The sequence below is a fragment of the Spirosoma aerophilum genome (genome assembly GCF_054782495.1).
The window spans coordinates 20,853-43,854 of the sequence record NZ_BAAGSJ010000040.1; the positions used below are offsets into that span (position 1 = coordinate 20,853).

The 23,002-nt window shown below is 53.1% G+C and carries 23 protein-coding genes and 1 riboswitch; of the genes, 10 read left to right on the forward strand and 13 right to left on the reverse strand.

From position 1 onward, the window contains the following. Window positions 1–124: 124 nt before the first annotated feature. The 8 genes from ACYVK4_RS31500 to ACYVK4_RS31535 form a co-directional block, all read right to left on the reverse strand. On the reverse strand, window positions 125–643 hold the full coding sequence (locus ACYVK4_RS31500; protein WP_018619831.1) for a hypothetical protein: 519 nt from the start codon (window positions 641–643) through the stop codon (window positions 125–127). A 75-nt stretch (window positions 644–718) separates the two neighbouring features. Further along, entirely contained in the window at window positions 719–1,657 is a 939-nt protein-coding gene (locus ACYVK4_RS31505) for a molybdate ABC transporter substrate-binding protein (RefSeq protein WP_018619832.1), read from the reverse strand. A 45-nt stretch (window positions 1,658–1,702) separates the two neighbouring features. Then, window positions 1,703–2,167, reverse strand: a complete 465-nt coding sequence (locus ACYVK4_RS31510) for a DsrE family protein (protein WP_026260770.1) — start codon at window positions 2,165–2,167, stop codon at window positions 1,703–1,705. A 26-nt stretch (window positions 2,168–2,193) separates the two neighbouring features. Continuing rightward, a complete protein-coding gene (locus ACYVK4_RS31515) occupies window positions 2,194–3,324 on the reverse strand; it encodes a c-type cytochrome (protein WP_018619834.1) in 1,131 nt (376 codons plus the stop codon). Window positions 3,325–3,344: 20 nt separating this feature from the next. Continuing rightward, window positions 3,345–3,707, reverse strand: coding sequence for a sulfite exporter TauE/SafE family protein (locus ACYVK4_RS31520; protein ID WP_018619835.1), 363 nt, complete (start codon window positions 3,705–3,707; stop codon window positions 3,345–3,347). 56 nt (window positions 3,708–3,763) lie between these two features. Next, window positions 3,764–4,336, reverse strand: a complete 573-nt coding sequence (locus ACYVK4_RS31525; protein ID WP_018619836.1) for a DUF308 domain-containing protein — start codon at window positions 4,334–4,336, stop codon at window positions 3,764–3,766. 74 nt (window positions 4,337–4,410) lie between these two features. After that, window positions 4,411–6,282, reverse strand: a complete 1,872-nt coding sequence (locus tag ACYVK4_RS31530) for a cytochrome c oxidase subunit I (protein WP_018619837.1) — start codon at window positions 6,280–6,282, stop codon at window positions 4,411–4,413. Between the two features lie 81 nt (window positions 6,283–6,363). After that, window positions 6,364–7,239 (reverse strand): helix-turn-helix transcriptional regulator, encoded by an 876-nt coding sequence (locus tag ACYVK4_RS31535; protein ID WP_018619838.1) that lies wholly within the window; start codon window positions 7,237–7,239, stop codon window positions 6,364–6,366. 212 nt (window positions 7,240–7,451) lie between these two features. On the opposite strand from ACYVK4_RS31535, the gene ACYVK4_RS31540 reads away from it, so the two are divergent. Next, window positions 7,452–8,204, forward strand: coding sequence for a substrate-binding domain-containing protein (locus tag ACYVK4_RS31540; protein WP_018619839.1), 753 nt, complete (start codon window positions 7,452–7,454; stop codon window positions 8,202–8,204). Window positions 8,205–8,230: 26 nt separating this feature from the next. Here ACYVK4_RS31540 and ACYVK4_RS31545 read toward each other — a convergent pair whose 3' ends face one another. Continuing rightward, complete coding sequence (locus tag ACYVK4_RS31545; RefSeq protein WP_018619840.1) at window positions 8,231–8,863, reverse strand: class I SAM-dependent methyltransferase; 633 nt, start codon at window positions 8,861–8,863, stop codon at window positions 8,231–8,233. Window positions 8,864–8,956: 93 nt separating this feature from the next. On the opposite strand from ACYVK4_RS31545, the gene ACYVK4_RS31550 reads away from it, so the two are divergent. From ACYVK4_RS31550 to ACYVK4_RS31590, 9 genes are all read left to right on the forward strand, one after another. Beyond that, window positions 8,957–9,361, forward strand: a complete 405-nt coding sequence (locus ACYVK4_RS31550) for a hypothetical protein (protein ID WP_245563720.1) — start codon at window positions 8,957–8,959, stop codon at window positions 9,359–9,361. After that, window positions 9,343–10,257 carry an IS3 family transposase gene (locus tag ACYVK4_RS31555; RefSeq protein WP_026260772.1) on the forward strand — a complete coding sequence of 305 codons (915 nt, stop codon included), beginning with the start codon at window positions 9,343–9,345 and terminating at the stop codon, window positions 10,255–10,257. Before ACYVK4_RS31550 ends, ACYVK4_RS31555 begins: the two co-directional genes overlap by 19 nt. Before the next feature lie 279 nt (window positions 10,258–10,536). Beyond that, a riboswitch (Fluoride riboswitch) is annotated at window positions 10,537–10,601 on the forward strand. A 26-nt stretch (window positions 10,602–10,627) separates the two neighbouring features. Further along, window positions 10,628–11,986, forward strand: coding sequence for a voltage-gated chloride channel family protein (locus ACYVK4_RS31560; RefSeq protein WP_461131571.1), 1,359 nt, complete (start codon window positions 10,628–10,630; stop codon window positions 11,984–11,986). Beyond that, on the forward strand, window positions 11,967–12,335 hold the full coding sequence (locus ACYVK4_RS31565; protein ID WP_461131572.1) for a DUF190 domain-containing protein: 369 nt from the start codon (window positions 11,967–11,969) through the stop codon (window positions 12,333–12,335). Before ACYVK4_RS31560 ends, ACYVK4_RS31565 begins: the two co-directional genes overlap by 20 nt. Window positions 12,336–12,407: 72 nt before the next feature. Beyond that, window positions 12,408–13,691: a phosphopyruvate hydratase gene (gene eno, locus ACYVK4_RS31570; RefSeq protein ID WP_461131573.1), complete on the forward strand. Its 1,284-nt coding sequence runs from the start codon at window positions 12,408–12,410 to the stop codon at window positions 13,689–13,691. A 22-nt stretch (window positions 13,692–13,713) separates the two neighbouring features. Continuing rightward, a complete protein-coding gene (locus tag ACYVK4_RS31575; protein WP_461131574.1) occupies window positions 13,714–14,139 on the forward strand; it encodes a hypothetical protein in 426 nt (141 codons plus the stop codon). Window positions 14,140–14,489: 350 nt separating this feature from the next. Next, entirely contained in the window at window positions 14,490–15,239 is a 750-nt protein-coding gene (locus tag ACYVK4_RS31580; RefSeq protein ID WP_461131575.1) for a hypothetical protein, read from the forward strand. Between the two features lie 28 nt (window positions 15,240–15,267). Continuing rightward, on the forward strand, window positions 15,268–16,239 hold the full coding sequence (locus ACYVK4_RS31585; RefSeq protein WP_461131576.1) for a hypothetical protein: 972 nt from the start codon (window positions 15,268–15,270) through the stop codon (window positions 16,237–16,239). Between the two features lie 181 nt (window positions 16,240–16,420). After that, window positions 16,421–19,108 (forward strand): T9SS type A sorting domain-containing protein, encoded by a 2,688-nt coding sequence (locus tag ACYVK4_RS31590; protein ID WP_461131577.1) that lies wholly within the window; start codon window positions 16,421–16,423, stop codon window positions 19,106–19,108. A gap of 133 nt (window positions 19,109–19,241) precedes the next feature. Here the strand turns inward: ACYVK4_RS31590 and ACYVK4_RS31595 are convergent, their stop codons facing one another. The 4 genes from ACYVK4_RS31595 to ACYVK4_RS31610 all read right to left on the reverse strand — a co-directional run bounded on the left by ACYVK4_RS31595 (window position 19,242) and on the right by ACYVK4_RS31610 (window position 22,993). Beyond that, a complete protein-coding gene (locus ACYVK4_RS31595) occupies window positions 19,242–19,532 on the reverse strand; it encodes a PepSY domain-containing protein (protein ID WP_461131578.1) in 291 nt (96 codons plus the stop codon). A gap of 500 nt (window positions 19,533–20,032) precedes the next feature. After that, window positions 20,033–20,920, reverse strand: a complete 888-nt coding sequence (locus ACYVK4_RS31600) for a PE-PGRS family protein (RefSeq protein ID WP_461131579.1) — start codon at window positions 20,918–20,920, stop codon at window positions 20,033–20,035. A gap of 19 nt (window positions 20,921–20,939) precedes the next feature. Continuing rightward, window positions 20,940–21,950 (reverse strand): zinc dependent phospholipase C family protein, encoded by a 1,011-nt coding sequence (locus tag ACYVK4_RS31605; RefSeq protein WP_461131580.1) that lies wholly within the window; start codon window positions 21,948–21,950, stop codon window positions 20,940–20,942. Between the two features lie 20 nt (window positions 21,951–21,970). Then, complete coding sequence (locus ACYVK4_RS31610) at window positions 21,971–22,993, reverse strand: YncE family protein (RefSeq protein ID WP_461131581.1); 1,023 nt, start codon at window positions 22,991–22,993, stop codon at window positions 21,971–21,973. Between the last annotated feature and the right edge of the window lie 9 nt (window positions 22,994–23,002).

The following is a 23,002-nucleotide window of genomic DNA, read 5'->3' on the forward strand; positions in this document are numbered from 1 at the left end:
AGCTAACTTAGCTACTACGGAATAGTTTGGAAAAAGGTTGCGTGGGATAGATCGTCTGCCCGATTCGTCTATCCTCGGGAAGCGGATTTAAAAGGGGCAGGTGCCGTCTCGTTGCGGTATCGGGCTAACTACCAACCGGCGAAATGAGCTCCTTCGGGCGCTGTTGTTTTTCGTAGAGGATACCCAGGACGGCCCCGAAAAGCCAGTTAGCCACCGCAAAGTAGGCTATACCGGATGGGGGGAGTACGCGCCAGCCGATTACTCCCTGGCCGAGTGCGGGTAAGACCAGCAGGCCGTTGATGAGCCAGGGGAGCAACGAAAACAAACTGCCCTTTACCAGCCCGCTACCGGGCAGCCGGGCGTGTAGGACCGCGACGAAGAGCCACACCATACCAAAACCGGTCGCGTAGTGAAACGCCAGCCAGAACGGAAGCGTAGCCGGGCCGGGTAATCCGGCCTTCGCCCAGGCGTAAGTGATGCCCAGCCCATTGGCTATCGGTCCGGCGTAGCGACTACCGAGCCGGAGCAAACCGCCACTTTCCGCCACAATACCCAGGGGTTGCGCCAGTTTCAGGGCCAGTGTATTGACCGTAATCGCTACAGTTCCGGCCAGTAGTCCCGCTCTTAGTGGTGTTGGGGTCATGTTTGGATGATAAGTCGACTTGGTGAACGGATGATGGGTGGCAGGCAGGTAAATTAGGCCGGGTTGAAGGCCCGGTCAGGGGGCAATGGGCGGTTGAAAGCCATATTTTTTGTAGATGGCCTGCGCGGTTGGCCCGGTCAGGAAGGTCATAAAGTCGGTGGCAGCCTGGGGATGCGGGGCCGTTTTGACTGCGCCCCCCTGGTATTCGGCCACCACGTTTTCAATATCGGGAATGGCAATCAGCTCGACGGGGTTCTTCAGCTTCTGCTGATAAAACGCTTCGGTAAACCAGACTGGCCCCGCGTCCGACTCGTCGTAGAGCACCCGCATGGGTGTTTGGCGATGGTGAATCTGGGTCAGAAATGTGCTGTGGTCGGCTACTTTCGTTTGCATGATGGCCGATTTGAGCGCGTCGCCCCCGGCCTTTATGTAGGCCTCCTCGATGCGTCCGCCGATGCCTTCCCAGGCGGGGTTAGGCATGCTTATCCTCACGTCGGCCCGACTCAGGTCTTTCAGTCCGGTGATCTTTTTGGGATTGCCTTTTCGCACCATAATCGCCAATTTATTCCGGGCGTAGGTCTGAATGCTCACCAGCCGGTCGCGGTTTTCCTGCACCCGCTTTTTGCCGCCCAGGTACACATCGGGCTGGTGGTCGATCCGCATATTGCCGATGACGATCGAGCCGGTGGCCATCTGTTTGGCCAGAATACCCGGCGGCAGCGTCTCCACAAAGATCCGGGTGTAGGTGGGATAGTCTTTTTTGAAAGCGGCCAGCAGATCGTCCAGTACCATAAACTGATTGCCGCCCATAAACACCACCAACTGCGGGTTGACGATGTCGCCGTAGAGGTCGGGCACATTATCGACGCCCGGTACGGTGAAGGATACCCCACCGGTGGGGGGCGTATTCCAGGGTGGGTCGAAACGGTTCGGAGTAGGGGCTGGCTGCGCCTGACTGTCGGTAAGGAGGCTGGCCATGAGCACTATCGTAGCGAGAATTGGGTTGATTTTCATGAGCGAATATGGATGAAATTCCGGTGGAAAGTCTTGTTGATTGGATTATGGGTGAATGATCGTCCAGCCTTCCTGCCCCCGGATAATCAACTCGCCATTGCCGCTCGGCACGTAGGACAGGAACGGAAACAGTTCGTCTTTGCTGATTTTACGCTCGCGCATGGTATTCTCGCACATGGACAGGGTTACGCCCCGGTCCTGGAGTTTTTTGACCATCTCCTCATAACCGCTGTCTTTTCTGAACGCGGCTACGCCGGGGCCGTGAACGACCAGTTCGAGGTCGAGTTTACCCTTGAGCCGGGGATCGTCGAGGGCGTTCTGGATGTTGCGGAGGGTGCCTTTAATTTTATCGGGTTCTTCGCTGTCGAGCTGGTAGGCCGCTTTATAATGGGCTTTGGTGGCTTCAGCTCCATGGAAAACTGACGGGTCTTTGGTCTGCGCCAGGGCGGGTACGGTTGCGCCCAGCAGGGCGGTGACAAACAGCATAGTGATTGTTTTGAGCGTTTTCATACGAACTGGGTTGAGATTGAATTTAGTCATTTTGCTTGCGGGTCAGCCGCTTTCTTTGCGTCGGCAATGGGTTGATATGGCCCGAATTTGTGCTGTTTTTCGCTGAATGCGTCTGCATAGGGCGCAAAGGGGAAATCGACGGGTTTGGCTTCGATCTTCGGCCAGTCTCTGTGTTGATCTTTGTGGGGCCGGGGCATCGAGTTGACAAAGGCCGCCAGGTCCCAGGCTTCAGCATCGGTCAGCATCGGGCTTTCGTAACTGGCTCCAAACGGCATGTTGTTTTTAACGTATCCCGCAAAACTGGATAGCCGGAACAGGCCCGCTCCGTCGTTGTAACTGTGCGGCCCCCACAGGGGTGGGTAGGTGTACTGCGCGTCACCCGCCACCTTAATGCCTTCCCCTTTCGCCCCGTGGCAACTCTGGCATTTGGCCGCATACAGCAACTTACCTTTGGTCGGATCGGCTGCGCGGTCCAGAAAATCCAGTTTCGCCAGGCCCGCCCCTTTTGGCTTATCGCCTTTGGGAACACCCGTGCCGATCCATTTCATGTAGGCTACCATCGCTTTCATTTCACGGCTGCTGCTGTCGGGTCCTTTGCCGCTCAAGCTCCGCTCGAAACAGTCCGTGATGCGTTTCACCACCGTCTCGATACCCCCCGACCGTTCCCGAAATTTGGGATAGGTCGAAAAAACGGCCGCGTAGTTGTTGCCCATGATTTTGGTGCCCGCATCCAAGTGGCAGTTCTGGCAGTTCATGCCGTTAGACAGGTGTAATACCGATCCGTTCGGGCCGAGGTATTTGGCGGTGTGGGCCACTAATTCCCGCCCGTAGCGGATCTCTTTGCCAGCCGCCCCGGCGGGCAACTGGGCATCGCCGGGCGGGTGCCAGTAGTTGGGTTTGGGCTGCCCGTCGGGTTGCGATGAAACAACCGGAGTTACGGAGGCCGTCTGCACCGCCGGGCCAGTGGTCCAGGCAACCGATTGGGCCGGCGCGGTCGTGTCGCCGAGTCCGACCATAACGACAACGATCAGCAGGCCGACGATAGCCACAGCGATCAGGCCAATCAGCGCGTTGAGCCAAGTAATCAGTTGCCAAACCGGCGCATCGGCCGATGAGTCAGTTTGGCGGGGTGCGGGCAGATCAGGTTGCGTTTCCATTTTTATCGTTGTGCGTTTACTTATTTCGTGAACCACAGTTTTATGGCAATACCAACCAGCAGGACCGCAAAACCTTTGGTCATTAGCTTGACGGGTATCATGGTGGCGAGTTTGGCTCCGAAAAAGCCGCCGATCAGAAATCCGGCGGCAATCCAGACGGCGGCCCAAATGTCGATAGCCCCCTCTTTGTAGTAGGCAAACGCGGCCAGCAGCCCCACCGGGGGAATCAAGGTGGCCAGGGCCGTTCCCTGCGCCGTTGTCTGCGAGAAGCCGAAGAGCAGCACCAGGGCCGGTACGATGATGATACCCCCGCCGATGCCAATCAGCCCGCTCAGGGCACCGGCCAGCAGACCAAGCAGGAGTAATAGCAGGACATGAGTCATGGTAATTCAGGGGATAAATGACGAATAAGCACCAAACAGATTTACGGATGGTCCGGTTAGCGGAGACTGGCTTTTTGTAACCGATCGGTCAGCAGACCCTGTAAGCCACCCAGCACCAGCAGAAACAGTCCTACGAAACCCAGGGACGTTTGCAGCCCGTCGGGACGCATCACTAAGGAGAAGGCAAAGCCACCGGCTACCAGCACGCAGATGGCATGAATGATCTCGACGCCGTAATCTTCTTTCTCGTCGGAACGGGTGCCCAGGAAGTAGAAAATGGCTTCGATGGCTTGCAAAAAAGCGTAAACGATGCCCCACAGCCCCAGAATATTGACTATCATCGCCAGTGGCTGACCAGCTTCGACCAGCAGGGCAACCCCGAAGATACTGTCCCGAATACCGGAAATGATAAACCAGCTATCGACCTGTTCGTGGCGTTTCCGGCGGAAGCCCAGAATCATCGTGCAAACCCCGGCGGCCAGCAGCAGGCCACCTAGCAGCAGGGCGTGGAGTAACGATGCCGTTGTTGGATGAATCAGCAGGACCAGGCCCATTCCGGCATAAAAGCCACCATGAAGGCCCATCAGCCACCAGGGCTGGGTTGCGGTTTTAATCGTGTTCGTTTTCATGAGTATAAGGGGTTTAGCCCGTTTTGTTGTTTCAAAGGTCAGGCCTTTTCAGAACCTCCGCCAATCACCAATAGTTATGGTCGATCCCCGATGGACGAGGGAGTACCCACCAACACCCCCTCGCTCGTTTCGATCCGTACCTGTTCCTGCTCGTGGGGCAGATTCGATTCGGGCGTGGCCGCCAGGGGTACCGTCTGCGGAATAAAATCATCGATAGCACCGGGTTTACTGTAGTCGTAGGGCCAGCGGTAGACCAGCGGCAGCTCACCCGGCCAGTTGCCGTGGAGCGGTACAATGGGCGTGGTCCATTCCAGGGTGTTCGATTTCCAGGGATTTTGCGGAGCGTACTTCCCCCGGAACATACTCCAGAAAAAGTTGAACAGGAAAATAAACTGCGCCCCAAACGTCACGAAAGCCGCGACGCTGATAAACTGATTCAGGTCGGTAAACGAATGGGTAAAATCGTAGGTGCTGAACGAATAATACCGGCGCGGAAACCCGGCGATACCGAGGTAGTGCATGGGGAAGAAAACTAGGTAGACACCCACGAATGTCAGCCAGAAATGCACGGCTCCCCAGGTGGCGTTCATCAGCCGGCCAAACATCTTGGGGTACCAGTGATAAATGCCGGCCATTGTACCAAAGAACGAGGCCGACCCCATAATGAGGTGAAAGTGGGCCACCACAAAATACGTGTCATGCAGTTGAATATCGAGTACGCTGTTGCCCAGAACGATGCCCGTGACGCCCCCGGTAAACAGAAACGAGACCACCCCGATGGCAAACAGCATGGCCGGACTGAAGATGATGTTACCCCGCCACAGCGTGGTGATGTAATTGAAGCCCTTGATGGCCGAGGGGACGGCAATAATCAGCGTCAGCAGCATGAAAATCGACCCCAGAAACGGGTTCATACCCGACACGAACATGTGGTGTGCCCAAACGACGAATGATAAAAAGACGATGGCAGCCATCGAGATGATCATAGCCAGGTAGCCAAAAATGGGCTTGCGCGACATGGTGGCAATCACTTCGGAGGTGATGCCCAGCGCGGGCAGAAAAATAATGTATACTTCTGGATGGCCCAGAAACCAGAACAGGTGCTGATAAAGAATAGCGGCTCCACCCGTTTCGGGCAATGCCTGACCGCCGATGTATATCTCGCTCAGGAAAAAACTGGTCCCCAGCGAATGATCGAAAAACAACAGCAAAAACGCCGAGAGCAGCACCGGAAAGGCAATGGTAGCAATGATGGCCGTGAAGAGAAAGGCCCAGACCGTTAGCGGGAGCCGTAGCATCGACATGCCCCGTGTGCGGTAGTTGATCACCGTAGCGATGTAGTTGATACCCCCCAGCAGAGTAGAAATCACAAACAGGGCAAACGCCAGCAAATAGAACGTCATGCCCAGGCCTGACCCGCCAGCCGCCTGGGGTAAGGCACTCAGGGGCGGATACACGACCCAGCCCCCTTCGGGCGGGCCGGTGGCGATAAAAAAGACCGAGAGCATCACCGCACTGGCCGCGAAGAAAAACCAGTACGACAGCATGTTGATAAAGCCCGATGCCATGTCCCGCGCCCCTATCTGGAGCGGAATGAGCAGGTTGCTGAAGGTACCGCTCAACCCCGCCGTCAGCACAAAAAACATCATGATCGCCCCGTGCATGGTGACCAGCCCAAGGTAACTGTCGGGCGTGAGCTGGCCCGTTTCGCTCACATAGTGGCCCAGCAACGGGCGCAGCCAGCCCAGTCTGGCAGCCGGGAAGCCCAGTTGCAGCCGAATCAGCATCGACGCCCCCCCCCCAATCACCGCCCAGGCCATGCCCGTCAGCAGGTATTGTTTGGAGATGACTTTGTGGTCGGTACTAAAAATGTAGCGGGTCCAGAACGACTGTGGCTCGTCGTGGAGGTCGATGTCAGTGGCAGGGATTGGCGCTTCGGTAATCATAACAGTGTTGATGAGTAGGGCCAAAGCTACCGGCTTCGGGCGGTCTGATAAAGAGACAAAAGAACAGTTACACAGGACAATTCAATGATTATCAGGCGGTAACTCGCGGCGCTGCTGGGGCGTTTGCCCATTGTTTTTACGATAAAAGCGCGAGAAGTAAGCCGTATCGGTAAAACCCAGCGTGTAGCTGATGGCCTTGATCGTCAAGTCGGTATGCAGCAACAATCGGTCGGCTTCGGCCAGCAGACGGTCTCGGATGAGCTGGCTGGCTGTTTTGTCCAGTTGCTGCCGACAGCAACTGTTGAGGTAATTGGGCGTGACGCGCAACTGATCGGCGTAAGCCTGGCAGCTTCGCTGGTTGGCAAACTGTGCATCGAGTAACTCCTCGAACCGACGCACCAGCCCGCTGCGGTTGTGGGCAGGTACATAAGCCACCTCTTCGTAAAGCTGAAAGGCGTTTTCGAGCATCAGGTGCAGCAGCGAGGCAAACACCTCGGCCTGCCGGGGCCGGGGGTGCGTAAACTCCCGGTACGCCCAGTCGAACAGGGTAGGCAGCATGGGGGCGTCGGGCCGGAGCGACAGCAGCGCCGTGGGCCGGTCGGGCCGGAAAAACGGGTAGTCGAACAACCGTTTGGGAAAACGGGCCTGAAAATAGGCCCCATCGAAAAAGAGCAGCACCCCCTGGGCATCATTGCTCAGGCTCCAGCCGTGTACCTGCCCCGGTGCCAGAAAATACAATTGCGGGGGCGTAACGGTGTATGTTTGGGCATCGATAGTATGCGTACCCGACCCGGCCCAGACGTACATCACCAGGTAGAACGCATGGGCGTGGGGCTGGTCGATACCCCGCATCTGCCGGATTAGATCGGCGATTTGAATCATGTAAAACCCACGCTGATCCGTGGCATCACTGGGGTAATCGGCAATAGTATAGGTGGTTAATGGCTTGCGTTTCATGGTCGTGTCAGTCGCCTGGCTGGATAAGTATGTCCAGACGACCGGCTCAAAAGTAGGGAGCCATCGACCGGTGCGCCAATCATAACTGGTGCGGGGGCATTCCGAAAAATGATAGCCAGGTGGGAGCGGATTGCGTCACCTTTGTGGCCTGCTCGGCGTGTGTCGGAAAGCCCGATCAGGTTCCATTCACTTCCGGTTTTATCAACACACGTATGACCAACTTCCGGCACTGGCCGATTCTCGCTATGTTATTTACGCCCGGATTACTCGCGGCTCAGACCCCAACCGACACCCTGCATGTGTATGGTCCCGGTGGTCCGTTTGGCCCCCTGAATGAATGTGCTGCCCTATTTGGGCAGCAGACGGGCCACCCCGTTAAGGTGGTTGCTGGTCCTGATGTGGTCTGGCTGGCCGACGCGCAGCAACGTGCCGACCTGTTTTTTGGCGGTTCGGAATATATGCTCACCCAGTTTACGGCCGCGCACCCCGATCTGGTCGATGCCGCGAGTCGCACGGAACTGTACCGCCGGGCGGCCGCCATCCTGGTGCGGCCCGGCAATCCGAAGCAGATCAAAACCCTGCGCGACCTGACCAAACCGGGCATTACCATCCTCGACGTGAACGGGGCCGGGCAACTAGGGTTATGGGAAGACCTGGCCGGTCGGCAAAACCTGATTGGCGGCATTCAGGCCAACATCGGGCAGTCGTTCGCCAATTCGGCGCTGGGCATTGCCGCCTGGAAACAGGACAGCCGCTACGATGCCTGGATCACGTATGCGTCGTGGCATAACCGGCTGACGACCGAAACGGCGGTGGTGTCGTTGCCCCCATCGGAAGTCGTTTTTCGGGGTACGCCGATTGCCTTGAGCAAAACGACCCGGCAGGCCGATACAGCCCGGCAGTTCGTCCAGTTTCTGCAATCTGACAAAGGCCACGCGGTCTTCAAAAAATGGGGCTGGGACTGATGGCTACGTGCTTCTGTCAGTAACGTCTACGCCGACCGCTGGCCGAAGGAACAGAACGTAAACGGCTGAAGCGTACCGAACGGCGTTGGGTGCTCGACCTGCTGGCAATATCGCTTGTTGAAAAACTGCCCCAGCGTAGCGGTTAACTGGGTTTCGGAATACTGCTGAACAGGTAAGCCGCTGCATCGTCCCGGCCCGTCTTCGGCAAACGTACCCACCACCAGCCGCCCCGTTGCGGCCAGGTTATCCCGAATCAGCGTCAGGTAGTCAGTTATTTCAGACTGGCTGGTCAGGAAGTGAAACGCGGCCCGGTCGTGCCAGAAATCAAAGGGCGTGTCCGGTCGAAACCGGGTCGCATCGGCCACCACCCAGGTGACCCGGTTGGCCTGTGCACCAAGCCGCCGCCGGGCTCGGTCGAGCGCAGCCGCCGAAATATCCAGCACCGTAACTTGCTCGAAACCCCGCTCCAGCAGACAGTCGACCAATCGGCTATCGCCCCCGCCCACGTCGATGATTCGGGCGGATTGGGGTAGCTTGGCTTCATCTATGAAACGCAGCGATTCGGCAGGCACCGGCTCGTACCAGCTAACCTGATCGGTTTCTTTGGTTTGATACACAGTATTCCAGTGCTCCTGACGGTGATGGGGGTTAGGCTCCATGGGAATTGATAGTAAGTAATTTTGGTCGTAAAGTAATCACATTACGGATGACCTTGTCTTGTCCTAAAATGAGTTTACCATCACTCTAAGCAGATGGACCACTTATTTTTGCTTCGTACTCAGGCGCATGAGCTCAAGATGCGTCAGATGGTTGAAGAGATCAACCTGGGTCGGCTGACCATTGATCAGGCCATGGCCAAGTTTAACGTTTTGACTCGCCACACGGTTAGAAAGTGGCTGGACCGGGTACGCCACGAGAACTTTCAGCGCACAGACGCCATGAAACAAGCCAGCCAGCAGCCACCGCCAACGATTGTCGAACAGATGGCCCATAAGGCCGATGAGTTGGCCCGACAAGTCAAACAGCTCCAGAAAGAGTTGGAGCAAGCTCAAACTCAGGTGCTTTATTATTCGACCGTCATTCGGGTTGCCGAGCAGGAGCTGGGCATCGCCATCGAAAAAAAGTCCGTTACCAAACAATCCAACTCCTTCGAGTAAGCTATCCTCACCTCCGCGTTCGGCGGATCACGGGATTGTTTGGGTTTAGTCGGCAAGCTTACTATCAACATAACCATCGGCAGATTAAAGGAGAAGAAGCCGATAAACAAGTGCTGGATCTGATCGAAGCAGTTCGAAAGGATCACCCTCGCATGGGAGGTAAGAAACTATACTGGCTCCTTAAAGAAGAGCTGGGCCAAAGGGGAATAAAAATGGGTCGGGACGCTTTGTTCGACTTAATGGCAGCTAACCATCTGTTAATCAGAAAGCGAAGGCGAAAGATGATCACCACCTTCTCTCGGCACCGGTTTCGCAAATACCCGAATTTGATCAAGGACTTAGTCATCTTAAGGCCTAATCAGGTTTGGGTGGCGGACATAACGTATTGGCTAACGGAGGCTGGCTATCTGTACATTTCATTGATTACCGACGCCTATTCGCATCGAATTGTGGGTTTTGCTGTAGCGGAAAATCTGGAAGCCGTTCATTCTCGACGAGCCCTGGAGATGGCACTCAAGCAAATCACCAAACGAATGGGACCGCACTTGATTCATCATAGCGACCGGGGTATCCAGTACTGCTGTGATGAATATACCAAGGTCGTGGATGCCTATCATATTCGAATCAGCATGACGGAGAACTCGGACCCCTTAGAGAACTCGGTGGCCGAGCGGGTCAATGGAATTCTTAAAGAGGAGTATCTAAGCCATCAACCGGTTCGTTCGCTGGAGGAGGCCTACACCCTGTTGGAGAAAGGGGTGTTTCTCTACAACTACAAGCGCCCCCATTTGAGTTGTGATATGCTCAGTCCGGTAGCCGCTCATGGGAGCCATGGGCCGTTAGAACGGCGCTGGAAAAATTACTATAAGCCGCCCGAATCAGGGGCCAAGAAATAGCTTAACTTCGGACTACCAGTAAAACTGTCTTGTCCTAAAATCAAACCGACGTTTTCGTGAACGTTTTTTTTGGATGTTGATCTTTAATAAACGATTCATTAATAGTACATTATCGGCCCAAAAAATAATATTAGATAACCTTTTCTTGAACGAAATTGGTCGTGACCCGTCCTAAAATATTGACCGTATTACATTCTTAAAACATACCTGACTCGTTGTTCTTTCCGGGTATAGGCAAAAAAGCATTGTTTATTCCACAAGCAGTGCTACCTTTGGCTTACAATACCTGGAAATGGTGTCTTCCCGGAACCGCCCTTAATAAGGCTGATGGCGCCTGTACTCTACAACTTATCCTGTAGCTACAGTGCCTATGTCTTTATTTGACGCACCTTCCCTGCGCTCTCCCCGCGTCCTTACCGTACTTCGGCGCTTTCCCACCCTGTTCTTTATTGGCAAATGGCTTCTAATTTGTAGTTTGATTGCCATAGGCGTTGGCACGGCATCGGCTTTTTTTCTGGTCGCGCTGGATTACGCGACTGCCTGGCGGGAAGCTCACCGCTGGATCATCACCCTTTTGCCATTAGGGGGACTGCTAATTGGGTTACTCTATCATTATGTAGGCCGCTCGGTCGAAGCGGGCAATAATCTGCTACTGGATAATATTCACCAACCCAGCGCTATTATTCCCTTTCGTATGGCTCCCTTAGTGCTTTTAGGGACGATTGGCACTCATTTATTTGGTGGCTCGGCAGGACGGGAAGGAACGGCCTTGCAAATGGGTGGTTCGATTGCCGATCAGTTTACCCGACTATTCCGTCTGGGCCCTCGTGACCGGCGATTAGTACTCATTGCAGGCATGAGTGCAGGCTTCGGGTCTGTTTTCGGAACGCCCCTGGCTGGAGCGGTCTTCGGTTTGGAAGTCTTTTTTATTGGCCGACTTAGTTACGAAGCTATTTTTCCGTCTTTTGTGGCGGCTATCGGCGCTGACCTGGTTACGCGCTGGTGGCAGGTGGGTCACACGCACTATGTCATCCCTTCTGTACCCGTACTCTCGCCACTTTATGCCCTGTATGCGGGCCTGGCGGGACTAGCTTTTGGCGGTTGTGCGGTTGTTTTCAGTGAACTTACCCACGCCATTGGACGTGCCTTTAAATCCCGGATTCCGTTTTCCCCTTTCCGACCCCTGGTGGGTGGGGCGCTGGTCGCCGGAGCCGTGTGGATCGTTGGAACAACCCGCTACATCGGGTTGGGCGTTCCGGTTATTGTCGAGTCGTTTCAGGAGCCCATTGAACCCTACGGATTTGCCCTTAAACTAGCGTTTACAGCCCTGACGCTGGGAGCAGGCTTCAAAGGAGGTGAAGTCACGCCCTTGTTTTTTATTGGTGCTGCTTTGGGTAATGCCCTATCCTACTGGATACCACTGCCCACCGCCTTACTGGCTGGAATGGGATTTGTGGCCGTTTTTGCCGGTGCCGCCAACACGCCCTTAGCCTGCATTATCATGGCCATTGAATTATTCGGCACGGCCTGCGGACCCTATGTCGCCATTGCCTGCGTGGTCGCCTATCTCTGTTCAGGACACCGTAGTATTTACGGTTCTCAAGTGATTGGTCAACCCAAACACCGGTATTGGAGGCACCATGAAGGGCAACGACTATCTACATTATCGAACCAGACCAATAAGTCTACATCACTAAATCTTAAATCGAATGAATCACCAGCCCCTTGAGTGGTCGCAGCGGTGTAGCCTCCGCATTTATGTTACGTATCATCAAGTATCGCCGAATAGTCGTTTCTGGCATCGACATTTCGGGCCGAGTCTGGGACAGAAGCTTTTACAACTGGCAAAAGCACAGGATGTGCATCAGGCTATTCTCTATCATACTAAGGCAGGCTATCTGGCCAAGGAAGGGATTAGCCACCACTTTGCCGAAAGCACACCCGCATCACACCCACTCTGTCTGGAGCTGATCGACACCTATGAGATCATTCACGCATTTATTGAGAAAAATAGACCCTTACTCCAGGAAGCCCTCCTCCTGTTGACCAATCTGGATTCATTTCAGCGAGTCGTCTGAGCGGGCAGTACTAACCAGAGAAAAGGCATCAATTACGCATTATTTTTTATTTAAATTATATAGGTACTCACGATGAAAATTCAGGAACTCAATGCCCTCGAAGTCCTCGATTCCCGAGGCAATCCAACGATTGAAGCGACGCTAATTCTTGAGGATGGTAGCGCTGGTCATGCCATGGTGCCGAGCGGGGCCTCAACCGGCGAAAACGAAGCCGTTGAACTGCGGGATGGTGACCCGCACCGCTACGGTGGTAAAGGCGTTCAGAAGGCCGTCTCCAATGTAGAATCCCAAATCGGAGACGCTATTCGTGGGAAGTCGTTTGCCAGTCAGCAGGAGCTGGATGCCAGCCTGATCGAACTGGATGGGACACCGAATAAAGCCCGATTGGGAGCTAACGCTATTTTGGCCGTTTCCATGGCCTTTGCCCGTGCGCAGGCCCAGGCGAATCAGGTGCCCTTGTATCGCCAGCTTCAGTTACCCCTAACGGATGCAGTCTGGTTGCCGGTTCCCTGCATGAATGTGATTAACGGCGGGCGGCATGCCGATAACAACGTGGACTTTCAGGAGTTTATGATCGCGCCCCACGGAGCAAGCTCGTTTCAGGAAGCAATTCGGATGGGAGAAGCGGTCTTCCACACGTTGAAAGACCTGCTTAAAAAGCGGGGCCTAAGCACGGGTGTGGGCGATGAGGGTGGATTTGCGCCGGATTTAAAGGCCAATGAGGAAGCGGTGGAACTAATTCTGGAAGCGATCAATAAGGCTGGCTTCAAACCTGGTGAGCAGGTTAGTTTATGTTTGGACCCCGCCACCAGCGAACTCTGGCAGGATGGGAAATATGTCCTGTTTAAAAGTACAGGGGAACGCTTATCTAGTGATGCCATGATCCGGCTCTGGGATGAGTGGACGCGGCAATATCCAATTGTGCTACTGGAAGACGGATTGGGTGAAAATGATTGGGACGGTTGGCAGGCCCTAACGGCTACCCTGGGTGATCGACTTGAACTGGTTGGCGACGATTTGTTCTGTACGAATCCGACTTTACTTCAAAAGGGTATTGACCAGCACGTAGCAAACTCCGTATTAATCAAACCCAACCAGATTGGTACCGTAACCGAAACGCTGGCCACCATTCAGCTGGCTCAGCAAAACCAGTATCGGACATTTATCTCGCACCGTAGTGGAGAAACGGTTGATACGTTCATTGCTGATCTAGCCGTTGCGACCAGCGCCGGAAAGCTTAAAACGGGTTCTGGATGCCGGGCCGAACGCACCGAAAAATTCAATCAACTGCTTCGTATCGAACACCGGCTGGGCGAGGCTGCCCGCTTTGCCGGACATGATGCGTTTGGAAAGTAGGAAATCATTAACATGGCTCGTTATGGAAACAATTCAATTATCAGAATCGCATCAGCGTCGGCTGGAGACGGTCTTGCACATCATTGAAATGAGATTGGGGGAACTACAAGTCGACCTTGATCGGCAGATGCCCCCTATAACCTATCACCTTGAGCCCCCGCTTTCCGAAGATCAGCAGACGCTACTGAGCCATCAGATTGAGGCCATTCGGGACGAACTAGCTCAACTCATGCGTAAATACGGACTGGCGGTCCGTCACCTGCCCTGGAGCCAACGGCTCAATGCACTTAGTTCATCTTTATGGGTTGATTTGCAGGACAGTCGTTCTGATCAGATGAAAGGATATGGCGCGTTTACGCCCGACGAACATCCGGCGGACTATGATCAGGATATAAGCCAGTTGCTGTCTCTAATTGGCACGATTCAGACCTTATCAATTCTTGAATAGATCCTGAAGGAAGGTGAAGAAACCTGCCAGCTTTTGTCGTTACCTCCTGCACTGAATTGGGTGTAGGAGGTAACGGCCTAAGTATCCGTTCACCAAAGCTTTTTCATCAATCGTTTATGTCTGCCGATTTAATCCGATTTTGTTGGATAGCGAGCCTATCCTTGGAATTACTCGTCTATATGAGCAGCTGCGCCAGCCTGCAAAATACAGCACAGCCCCCAACGCTGGCACGAAGTAATTGTCATTCGTCTGTTTCATGGACAAGAGACTATCCTGCCCTAGCGTCACTGACTAATCTAAATCATACCGACACCCTGCTGACCAAGCGCTTCTCACCGAACAGTTTGAAAATGGCCCACCTGATGGGGATGATTCCCCTTCTGAACGAGCTTGTCATGCAGGAAAAACGCCTGGCTTCGTCAGGACATCCTGATCCATCCGCTTTTCGTTTTGTTCGGCAGCAGATTACCGAATGGATTGGTCTAACCAACCTCCAGATTTCATCGACTGCTTCTGAAATGGATTGTGAAGAGGAACGGGCTGATCAGGTGGCTACCTATCTGGTGCAACAGGCCAATGGCCGGGAGCAGAAACTAACCGTTGCGTCCCTAACCGTGGGTGCCCTTACCAGTATCATCTCCATTGCCCTGTTTGCCCGGAAGTCAAATTCGGATGCCCTAAATGCGCTAGGCATTGGGGGCGGAGCCGCCGGAGCGGGATTGGGTCTGGGAATTCTGCTGGTAAAGCAAAAGGTTCCATTTCAACATCCCCGAAACCCGCTGGGGGATCTTTGGACAGGCCCTGACACCTCCTCAATTTTTCCGCCCTTGGTCTGGGCGTTTTTGAACCAGCCAACGCAACCCGGCCATCCATCCTCCTCTGTACGACGGCAATTGTTGGAACGGTGGAACGACTTGGGACAGTTGGGAACGACGCCGGGCAAGGAGCAAACCCGCTTAAGGGCCCTGTTTTTTGGCACTGGTGGTACGTACACCGCTGACGAATTACAGATCCGGGCCAATATGCTCGACCAGCTTGAATCAGAAATCAATTTAATAAAACAGGATTTAGCCACCCTGCAACTGGATGTGCTGCATTAGCTTAAGGTTAACCGAATCTGGTAAGAATATGAAGTTAATTCCATTAACACGTCTTCGATTTGAGCAGGTTAACCGCGCCTGGCTACTTATCTTTTTGTTAGTTGCTGGTTGTAAGGGCAATGAGCGGGCAGAGCAAATGGCTGAACACGCGACGCAATGCGCCCCTTTACCACCCTTACCCGCCTACTCTGTCGAACCCCTTGAGCCAATTCATGGCATTCAGCGGGACACGTTACTACGTAAACGATTTTCTGTTTCGGCTCTAGAAACCGCATGGGCTTGTCGGTTGCTACCCGAACTACGCGGTTTAACGCGGGCTGAAGCAAAAAATGCGCCCGTAGCACTATGGCATCAACGAATCAATGAGCGGCTTACGCTGGTCTCGCTCGAACTGGCCAGTGTGGCGGCTGAACTGGATTGTCACGAAGAAACGACCGATCAAGTAGCTGATTATCTAGCTGAACAGAAGAATAGTCGTACCCGTGTTCTGACGTTACTCTCAATTTTGGTTGGCGCGTTTGGGGGGGTACTCACCAGTGTCATGGCCCTGCGCAATGTCAGTAAAACCGTTATCAAATATTCTGCTATCGGGTTTGGCTTGTTTGGTGCCGGTATAGGCTTGACTACGCTAATGACAACCCAACGAGTACACATCACCCATAAGCGTAATCCGCTACGGGACATACTGACAGGCCCGATACGCTCTAATTACTTTCCACCCATGGTCTGGGCATACCTGAACCAACCCAATAGCCGAAATATCAATCGGCAGTCGATCCGTCAACAGCAATTAATACGATGGGCCACTTTCGAAGGCCTGACAACACAACAATTAACCTCAGACCAGAATAAGCTGATCAGTCAGGGGGGGATCTACACGGCCGATGAACTACAGCGACGAGCCAATCTTTTCGATCAACTGGAGTCAGAGGTCAATTTGATGAATTATGACTTGCAGCGACTGGCCCGTGAGGTGAACTCAGTGCCTAGGCATTGGTAGCTGGCTGTAGAAGGTGGGCCATTTTTGACGAACATAATGTAGGCTGTAAAGGCTACGAATAGGATTAGAAAGCAGAGATTAGACTAAATAAATGACTCAAAAGCATAAAAGGTTGGCCAAATTTAGCCGGTATATGAAACGAATTCGTACCCACTATTGGATTCTCATATGGTTATATCCTATGTGTTTAACTGCCCAGATTCAGGTTTCGTTTCCTGTCAGCCGCGCCGTTTTTCAGCGAACAACCACGAATAAGGCAACGATTCGCATCAATGGCTATTTTACCTTACCGGTAAGCCGGATTGACGCCCGGGTTCTGGCTCGCAACGGCCAGGGTACCTCATCTGACTGGGTAACGATTCAGAGCAATCCATCCAGTGGAAACTACGCCGGTGATCTGGATGTGCTGGGCGGCTGGTATAATCTGGAAGTACGGGGCATGAAGGGTGACCAGCTTGTCGGCACGACAGTTGTCGAACGGGTTGGCGTTGGTGAAGTATTCATTGTGGCGGGGCAATCCAACGCACAGGGCATGTATGATGACATGGCCAGTGCCAGTGACGACCGGGTTAATACAATCAATTATTTTGATGCCACCGAATCACAGACTGACCCGTCTCCCGATGTACTCAATAAGTTTGCTCACCTGGACCAAGGTGGCCGAATTGCTCCACGTGGGCTGGGCAGCTGGTGTTGGGGGCGGCTGGGTGATTTACTCGCGCAGCGGTTAAATGTCCCCATTCTGTTTTTCAATGCGGGCTATGAGGGCACGGCGATGCGAAACTGGCGGCAAAGTATTGAAACGGACCATTCGGAAAGTATCTATGTACCAGGCACTTATTATAAAGACGGGCAGCCGTATGCCAACCTGCGGGTTGCCTTACAGTTTTACACGCATATGCTTGGTGTACGTGCTGTGCTTTGGCATCAGGGAGAAGCGGAAAATTTTGCCAATACATCCCTGACGAGTTACGTGAATGATCTTCAATATGTTATCAATCGGAGTCGACAGGATTCGGGGAAGAACATCGCCTGGATGGTAGCCAGAGTATCTTACACCGGTGATGGTATAGGGAGTCGCCCCGAAATTATCGCAGCCCAGAATCAGGTGATTGCATCCGGGCCAAATGTATTCGCCGGTCCAGAAACAGACGGTATTCAGATCCCCAGGCAACGACCTCCCCGAACGCAGGCCACCTACGACGATGTCCATTTTGACATCAATGGCCTGTTCGAAGTGGCTAATGACTGGAATGCGCGGCTAACCGACGATTTCTTCACTACAGCCCAACCGCAACCACCTGTTCCGGCTCCGACAGTTTCCATTTCCTGTTCAACCGATAACCAGCTGACGATTGCGGTAAATGGGACGTTCCCATCGGTTAGCTGGAACACGGGTGAGAATGCACAGTCTATTGTGAAAGGGAGTGGCACTTACCGGGCGAAAGTCAAAGATGCCTTGGGGAATGTACTTCTTTCCTCCGTTGTTAGGGTGCCTGATGTTCCATCCATTCAGGCGTCTGGACCAACCACTTTTTGCGCTGGAGGCAGCGTCAAACTAAAATCTTCGTATGACACCGCCATTCTCTGGTCAACCAGTGCTACCAGTCCGGAAGTGACGCTAACAACGCCGGGTGATTATTCAGTGCGTTACCAGGACGTAAGCGGGTGTTCGTTCATTTCCCCAACCGTATCCGTTCGGGTCAATCCATTACCGGCCCAGCCATCGGTTACAGCCGTTACGCCCACTACATTTTGTCAGGGCGGTGCCACCACCTTAAGTTCGGATGAGAATGCCGCTTACAACTGGAGTTCAGGGCAAACCTCCCGTAGTATTAATGTAATGGCCGCTGGTACTTATACAGTCAGCGTTACGGATCAGAATGGATGTATCTCGCCCCGTTCAATGGGCGTTGTAGTGGTCGTAAATCCATTACCATCAACACCGGTCATTACTGCCAATCGAAGCACAACCTTTTGCGCCGATCAGCAGGTAACCTTAACCGCCACCGAAGACCAGCGTTATCAGTGGACGAGTGGGCAAACCGATCGTTCCATTACTATCAATCAATCGGGCACCTATGCCCTACGCACCCAAAACAGGTTTAACTGTGTTTCGGCCCTCTCATCTGCTGTTGAGGTACTGGTGAATTCATTACCACCCTCTCCCGTATTAACGGCCAGTGGACGAACGGTTTTTTGCGAAGGAGATCAGGTCACGTTAACGGCTAGCAGCTCGTTGCCACCCATCTGGACGACAGGCGATTTGACGCTAACCCTTATTGTTCAGCAATCGGGAACGTATACGGCTCGTGTGCAGGATGCCAATGGTTGTTTTTCGCCAACTGCTCAGGCCATTGCAGTGGATGTAAAGCCGTTACCCAGCGTGCCCTCGGTGAATCAAATTGGAACGTACACCCTCCAGGCGACGGGTTCACTACCAGGTGACTACTATCATTGGTATGTAGATTCCGCTTTGCTTGCCGCTCAAGTAGAAACGATCAAAGCCAGCCGGTCGGGTCTTTACTCCGCGCAAGCATTTATTACCTATAGCCCAGCGCTAACGTGTTTTTCTGCATCCTCAAGCGGCTTCAATTTCGTGATTGATGATAGCAATCAGGGACTGAGCATTTACCCGAATCCGAGTCCAACCAAACAAGTTACGGTAGAAACCCTGGCTACGTTAACCGATGCCACCATCGGTATTTACACGCTGGCCGGTCAGCAAGTCGCCACGTTTGAAGTTCCAATTTTCGATGAGCAAAAGCTACTTGATCTGACGATGCTTTCTGAGGGAATCTATATCGTGCGCGTACAGGCGGCAGGTTTTTCTGTCGCAAAACGCTTTTTGATTGGTGTTGATCGTTAATAAAATGACTTATGATTCCCTAGGGACGGACGTTTAGTAAACGAATGAAACTACAGGTCAATTTAACTAACCGATCAACTTCATAATCGGGAAAAGCATCCAATTACCCTGAGTTCATAATCTCTGTCAGACATTAATCGTCATCATCCTCGTTTTCGATTTTATAGATTGTTCCATTGGGTCGGACGTTAAGTTCTTTTCGATCCTTACCCACTTGAATTTTCACTTCGTAATGTATTTTGTCCTTATCCCGTTCACGTTCGGCTGAAATCAGTTTAGCCCCTGGGAATCGTTTCTCAATAGCCTGCGTAACAGCTTTGGGTAGGTCTGAAACGGCTATATCATCGGCCCGGCTGGGTAATGTACTAAAACTAAAGGCGATCAGGGCTAACCCAATCAGCCATTTTTTTGTGCTCGTTTTCATATCGTTGAGGTACTATCGTTGAACTATACTTACTAATCTAACGACAAACAGGCCCAACTGTTTAGCAGGACTTTATGAGCTAATCTGCTCAACAAAGAAACTATTTGGCTAGGCCCCTGTCTCTGGGTAATATGTTGCTACGCGATCAAATTGATTTGCCTTACTCCACTTTTACTATTGACACAAGCGGCCGGATTACTGGGCAATGTTAGCAGCACAAAATTATTTCCTTCGTATGCTATGTATCTAGATATAGTTGCTAGGCTAGGTGGAACGGTGGGGTCGTACTACGGCAGTCAGCGGCTTCAGCACGTCCTGATTAAGCGTCTTTTAGCCCTCGTACTTTTAGTTGCCGGGGCTAAACTCATTTTTACGTAAAAGCAATCAATTCTATCCTTGAGTGTATGACTTTTGCTTCGATGAAACAGCTATTTATTAAATAGTTCTGTATAATCGCTATGCCGCTCAATGCCCAGACAGGATGGGCTCAATCAACGATGTCAAGGCAAGCGGCTGTAGTAGTTTAAGGTGACTGAGCTGGCACTGGCCCGTTCGCTGAGGGTAAAGAAACCTTTGCCTTCCTTATCAAAACAAACCGTTTCGCCCTGTGGCTCAATCTGATATCCTAGTTGGCGGGGTTCCGCCCGAAGCAGTGTCTGCCCAACGGATTCCCCTGGTTGACGGGTCCAGTAATAGAGACCGGTGTACGTTTTTAGAATAATTTCACTCCCATCTGCCGACAGGCTGCCACCGGTTACCAGGCTAAGCGATAGTTCGCCGATTCGCTCGGCTAGGCTAATGCTACTGGTTGATTGCGGGTAGGCAAGGCGATAAAGTTGCACCTTTGTTTCCCGTTTAGTCACGATCCACAGATCACGGGTAAGCGGGTCGAGCAGTAGCGTTTCTGCATCGCGGGCACCATCGGGATAACGAAACTGAATTTGGGTCAAATCGTGAACCGGCTCAGAAAGGCTACCGGGTTCGGCAAACCGATAAATCGTATTGACATCGTTGGTGGCGTTGTTATCGCCCAGATCGGCCAAATAAAGGTACGTGGTGTTCGGCTGTGGCCCCGGCCCGATGGTCAGATCTTCCCAATCCCGGTTGGTAGTTCCTGGTAGGGCGTAGCGACCGGTAAGACTCCCATCATGAGCCAGCAGGGAAAGCTGAGCAGGCGTTCCTCCGTCTTCCTGAACCCACAATTGGCCATTCATTGATCGGCTGTCCACTAGGCCCGACGCTTCGTCAACCAGACCGGGCATTACCGGCTTTCGATCAGGAATGGTCGCAAAGTGCGCAATTGCCGGACCCGAATCGCTTTTCGGTTGGCAACCGATGATGAGCCAGCTACTGAGTAGGAATAACTTAGTAACGTGAGTAGCGATCATAGGAATCAGTTTAAGGAACTTAGTACTCTTTATCTGCCGTGATGCCGAAGAGTTTACCCGTTGCCCATAACCGTTTCTCCTGCTTTAGCGCCTTTCGGTTACGCCGGGTCAGAGCCGAAGGATCAAGTTTGGATAGATCGGGGCGGCCCGCGTTAACCCAAGCCGTATACCAGTAATTGCTGGTGGCCTGAGCAGCCGCCCGCATCTGCTGTTCGACCATGCCGTTGAGCCGGGTATGGTACTGCCGGGCATAGTCCACCGAAAAAAACGTCTGATTAAACCGGTTCTTTGCCAATGCCCCCGACGAATCGGTCTGATAAATCTGATTGGCGGCAAACGCCCGCCGAACAGCGCGCTCAGTGCTAAGCAACGTATCGACTAATGCATGGGTCTGACCGATAATGTGCCAGGTCTCCGCCCGCACGTCGGGAATGTACCGCGCCGGACCCGTGTGCAAATTGTAATTTTCACCGAAAAGCTCAGGTATTCGCGATTCCCAAAGGGCATGAATACCCCGCTGGCCCGTCAATTGGCCGTCATGGTTCGCTGAGGTATGCAAGGGCATATGGGCATCACCAATGTAGTGCGCCAAATCGGCTGCCAGAAACAGAATCTCGGTTTTGCGTTGTTCGCGAAACGCCCGGGTCAATTTATCCATTACATCAGCGATGTACCAGGGCAGAATTCCGTTCTGTTGCAGAAAATTCGCATCGTAGGCTTTCTGTGCGTCTGCCAGGGTGAGCAGTTGTTCCGGCTGCGGCTTGAAGTTCTCGATGTCGATGTAATGGCGCGGGTTCTCGGCTTTGTCATTAAGGGTGTACTTTCGCAGGTCCGGCACAGTCGATTCCTGAGTGATAAAATCAACATGATTAAAAAAGAACGTTTGCAGGGAATCTGGCAGGGCCATGACAGCCGCCCGGTTGATGTGCTCATGCCCAAATGTACCCCAGGCCAGCAGGGCCGGTGCCACCAGCAACATAGCCATGGGAAATAACCAGCTTTTAGTTCGTTGTTTCAGGTCGTTGTTCATCAGCTTGAAGAAAGTAGGTCTTACTGACCTAATTCGAGTAAGACGAAGGTATCCGGCAGAATGCTAGGACGCGGATTGGGGTTCTCGGCGGTTGGGGCCGGGGCGGGACCGAACTGAGCGGTAACGGTGAACAGATGTCCCGTTTTGGCATCGAAGGCCAGCGTTCGGGCACCACGTTCGGTCGGTGCGTTTTCCAGGACGCGAAAGGAAGTAGGCGATATGGCCTGTACGACGGTTAACGTTCCATCCCCATTCGAACTAAACGCCCGGTTCGTTTTGGGATCGAATGCCGCACCATCGGTGCCTTGTCCAATGGGCAACTGGGCCACCCGTTTACCCGTTTCGCTATCGAGCACCACCATCGTCTGGTTTTTACGGCAGGCACTAAACAGCCGGTGATTGACCGCATCGAACGCAATACCGGTGGGTTCTTCGCCCGGTGTCAGCGGGTAGCGGTGTAGTTCCTTCAGCGTTTTGGCATCGAAGACGACGATCTCGCTGGTATCTTCCACGTTGACAAAAATCCGGCCCTTCCCATCGGTTACACCGGCTTCAGGATTGCCCCCGATGCTGAACGTGGACAGAGGCTTCCCCGTTGCTGCTTCCAACACCGTAATATCCCGGCTGTCATTATTAAAGATAAACACCCGGCCTGAAAAAGCATCGTAGAGCAGCGCGTCAGGGTTGGTTCCGGCTGGTACATCGCCCAGCGTTTTCAGTGTTTTGGGGTCGAACATCATGACCGTATTGTTACGACCATTGGTGATAAAGCCCCGGTTCTGTTTAGTCGCAATCGCTACCCCGTGCGCGCCTGACATGTTGGGAATGACACCCACCCGCTTCTTGGTGTCAGCGTCAACTACCTCGATCTGGTTGTTGTGGGTAATATACACGCGTCTGGCATCCGGGTCAACCGTTACGTAATCCCAGAAACCAGTGCCCCCTAAGGGCGTTTTTGAGAGAACGCGGTACGTCGGCGGGGTCTGTGCCATCAGCGAGCCTACCAACAAAGCTGGTAATAAGAATAAAAGCGTCCTTTTCATTGATTACTT

What these genes read in the sequence shown, in the direction of transcription:
- ACYVK4_RS31500 (WP_018619831.1), bottom strand. Translation starts at nt 643, where the DNA reads ATGACCCCAACACCACTAAGAGCGGGACTACTGGCCGGAACTGTAGCG.
- ACYVK4_RS31530 (WP_018619837.1), bottom strand. Translation starts at nt 6,282, where the DNA reads ATGATTACCGAAGCGCCAATCCCTGCCACTGACATCGACCTCCACGAC.
- ACYVK4_RS31535 (WP_018619838.1), bottom strand. Translation starts at nt 7,239, where the DNA reads ATGAAACGCAAGCCATTAACCACCTATACTATTGCCGATTACCCCAGT.
- ACYVK4_RS31580 (WP_461131575.1), top strand. Translation starts at nt 14,490, where the DNA reads ATGGCCCACCTGATGGGGATGATTCCCCTTCTGAACGAGCTTGTCATG.
- ACYVK4_RS31610 (WP_461131581.1), bottom strand. Translation starts at nt 22,993, where the DNA reads ATGAAAAGGACGCTTTTATTCTTATTACCAGCTTTGTTGGTAGGCTCG.
- ACYVK4_RS31565 (WP_461131572.1), top strand. Translation starts at nt 11,967, where the DNA reads ATGAATCACCAGCCCCTTGAGTGGTCGCAGCGGTGTAGCCTCCGCATT.
- ACYVK4_RS31540 (WP_018619839.1), top strand. Translation starts at nt 7,452, where the DNA reads ATGACCAACTTCCGGCACTGGCCGATTCTCGCTATGTTATTTACGCCC.
- ACYVK4_RS31505 (WP_018619832.1), bottom strand. Translation starts at nt 1,657, where the DNA reads ATGAAAATCAACCCAATTCTCGCTACGATAGTGCTCATGGCCAGCCTC.
- ACYVK4_RS31515 (WP_018619834.1), bottom strand. Translation starts at nt 3,324, where the DNA reads ATGGAAACGCAACCTGATCTGCCCGCACCCCGCCAAACTGACTCATCG.
- ACYVK4_RS31605 (WP_461131580.1), bottom strand. Translation starts at nt 21,950, where the DNA reads ATGAACAACGACCTGAAACAACGAACTAAAAGCTGGTTATTTCCCATG.
- ACYVK4_RS31560 (WP_461131571.1), top strand. Translation starts at nt 10,628, where the DNA reads ATGTCTTTATTTGACGCACCTTCCCTGCGCTCTCCCCGCGTCCTTACC.
- ACYVK4_RS31590 (WP_461131577.1), top strand. Translation starts at nt 16,421, where the DNA reads ATGTGTTTAACTGCCCAGATTCAGGTTTCGTTTCCTGTCAGCCGCGCC.
- ACYVK4_RS31585 (WP_461131576.1), top strand. Translation starts at nt 15,268, where the DNA reads ATGAAGTTAATTCCATTAACACGTCTTCGATTTGAGCAGGTTAACCGC.
- ACYVK4_RS31600 (WP_461131579.1), bottom strand. Translation starts at nt 20,920, where the DNA reads ATGATCGCTACTCACGTTACTAAGTTATTCCTACTCAGTAGCTGGCTC.
- ACYVK4_RS31545 (WP_018619840.1), bottom strand. Translation starts at nt 8,863, where the DNA reads ATGGAGCCTAACCCCCATCACCGTCAGGAGCACTGGAATACTGTGTAT.
- ACYVK4_RS31575 (WP_461131574.1), top strand. Translation starts at nt 13,714, where the DNA reads ATGGAAACAATTCAATTATCAGAATCGCATCAGCGTCGGCTGGAGACG.
- eno (WP_461131573.1), top strand. Translation starts at nt 12,408, where the DNA reads ATGAAAATTCAGGAACTCAATGCCCTCGAAGTCCTCGATTCCCGAGGC.
- ACYVK4_RS31550 (WP_245563720.1), top strand. Translation starts at nt 8,957, where the DNA reads ATGGACCACTTATTTTTGCTTCGTACTCAGGCGCATGAGCTCAAGATG.
- ACYVK4_RS31520 (WP_018619835.1), bottom strand. Translation starts at nt 3,707, where the DNA reads ATGACTCATGTCCTGCTATTACTCCTGCTTGGTCTGCTGGCCGGTGCC.
- ACYVK4_RS31595 (WP_461131578.1), bottom strand. Translation starts at nt 19,532, where the DNA reads ATGAAAACGAGCACAAAAAAATGGCTGATTGGGTTAGCCCTGATCGCC.
- ACYVK4_RS31525 (WP_018619836.1), bottom strand. Translation starts at nt 4,336, where the DNA reads ATGAAAACGAACACGATTAAAACCGCAACCCAGCCCTGGTGGCTGATG.
- ACYVK4_RS31510 (WP_026260770.1), bottom strand. Translation starts at nt 2,167, where the DNA reads ATGAAAACGCTCAAAACAATCACTATGCTGTTTGTCACCGCCCTGCTG.